This window comes from Desulfurella sp., assembly GCF_023256235.1.
GTDB lineage: Bacteria > Campylobacterota_A > Desulfurellia > Desulfurellales > Desulfurellaceae > Desulfurella.
Genome location: NZ_JAGDWY010000006.1, coordinates 10,143 through 12,156 on the forward strand (window position 1 = coordinate 10,143; position 2,014 = coordinate 12,156).

General features: G+C 37.0%; 2 protein-coding genes. Both read right to left on the reverse strand.

Annotation, left to right across the window (positions count from 1 at the left end):
* A partial coding sequence (locus Q0C22_RS00650; RefSeq protein WP_291490164.1) for a 4Fe-4S dicluster domain-containing protein occupies positions 1-576 on the reverse strand: 576 nt, incomplete at its 3' end.
* Between the two features lie 15 nt (positions 577-591).
* The coding region (locus Q0C22_RS00655) for a molybdopterin dinucleotide binding domain-containing protein (RefSeq protein WP_291490165.1) at positions 592-2,014 on the reverse strand (1,423 nt) is incomplete at its 5' end.

Genomic DNA, 2,014 nt, shown 5'->3' on the forward strand with positions numbered 1-2,014 from the left:
AGAATTGCTAATGTAAAAATCATTAGGAAAAGTGCCATCTTCTGGTTTTAAAACCCAGTAATTTGTAGCTTCTTTGAGTAATTTAGAGACAATAGAGTTTGGATCATTTAAGTCACCAAAATTTCTTGAGCCACCCACGCATGTTTGAACACATGCAGGTTCCAAACCGCTCTCAAGCCTTGGCAAACAAAATGTGCATTTATCAACAGCACCTAATTCTTCATTGTAATACCTTGCATCATATGGACATGCTTCCATACATGCTTTGCAACCAATGCACATATTAGGCGTAACAAGAACAATGCCATCGCTTTTTCTTTTATAGCTTGCACCTGTTGGACACACCCATACGCAAGGCGGATTATCGCATTGATTGCATAAAATAGGCATAAACGTCATTTTTCTGACGCCGTTTTCTATTTTTTCTATATCCAAAACTTGTGTACGGTAGTTTAGCTTTCCATCTGGTACTTCCCACATTGCTTTGCAAGCAACTTCGCATGCCTTGCAGTTTACGCATCTATCTTGAACTATAACCATAGCATAGTTTTTTTCTTTTTTTGGTCTTTCAAACATTGCTATTAACCTCCTTTAGGTTTTTTCGATGCTAACAAATGAATTCAAGAAAGCAGCAGCCCCACTTAGCGGATCAGAATCATTAGAACAAAACTCAGCATCTGAAACACCTTTTTTATAACATCTTGTAGTGTAAGGTGAAAATCTACCCCAACCATGAGCAATGAATATTGTGCCTTCTATGATTTTATCTGTCACTTTAGCTTTAACAGTGTAGGGTGATTTAAGATTACCTTTAACCAATACTACCTTATCACCATCTTTGATATTTATAGCTTTAGCATCTTTTGGGTTGATCCATACACTATTGTTATCATAGTGCTCAAGCAACCATTCGTTATCTTGAGTTCTTGCGTGTGTATGAACTGCTACTCTACCAAAAACAAGCCTGAATTCATTTTGTTTTTTTGATTTATTTGGCGGAGTGTAGGTTGGTAGTGGATCAAACCCGCCTTCTTTTAAGGATTCGCAGTAAATATCGATTTTTCCGCTGCCAGTATTAAAACTTACATCTTCTCCTAAAGCAATTGGATATGGATTAAATGGTGCCTTTTTGTATGCATCAAGCATTTTTTGATAAGCTACTTTTGGATCAATATTACCGCTTAAATCAACATCTTCTGGTATTGGTCCAAGTGATATTACACCATCTTTTAGTAATTTGTCTCTTTGGTCTTTTGGCATTTGGTTTAATGAGCTAAAGAATACGCCTTTTGCATCTGTGTATGGGAAAAATTCGCCAAGACCCATGTGTTTTGCTATACCGTGTGCTATTGCCCAAATATCTCTTGTATCATAAACTGGGTCAACAGCTGGCTCTCTAAAGTGCACGTATGGATATTTCCAGCTGATGGTTTTTAAGGCAGCATACATTTCAAGATATGTAGATTCGGGAAATACAATGTCTGCGTAAAGTGTATGCTCCCATGGCAATATGTCAACTACCATATAAAAATCAAGTTTATTGATGGCTTCTTTAATCTTATTTGAATCACCATTATGGAATAATGGGTTTGTGGCATAGCTAATCATCGCTTTGATTGGATATGGCTTTTGTGTTCTTATAGCTTCCCATAAAACATTATCAAGTCCAAGTACCCCTACAATTTCTTGTGTAGTGTTAGGTAAATTTGTAAGTGACAAAACAGCATTAGCTGCATTTCTTTGTTGGGCTAGTTGAGCATATTTTGATTCTTCAACATCTGGCATATCTGCATTTGGAACTTTGATTTTATTTGCTTTAAAAAAACCACCAGGCTGAAACCAGTTACCAAGCAAGGCATTTGCAATAGCAATAGCGCGTGAAAGCTGTGTATCAAAGCCATATCTGGTTGACCTTCGAGGTGGGACTATGATACAGTTTGGTGCAAAAGAAGAAATCTCTCTTGCAATTTGGATAATTTCATCTGCTTTTATGCCTGTTTGGCTTTCAGCCCAT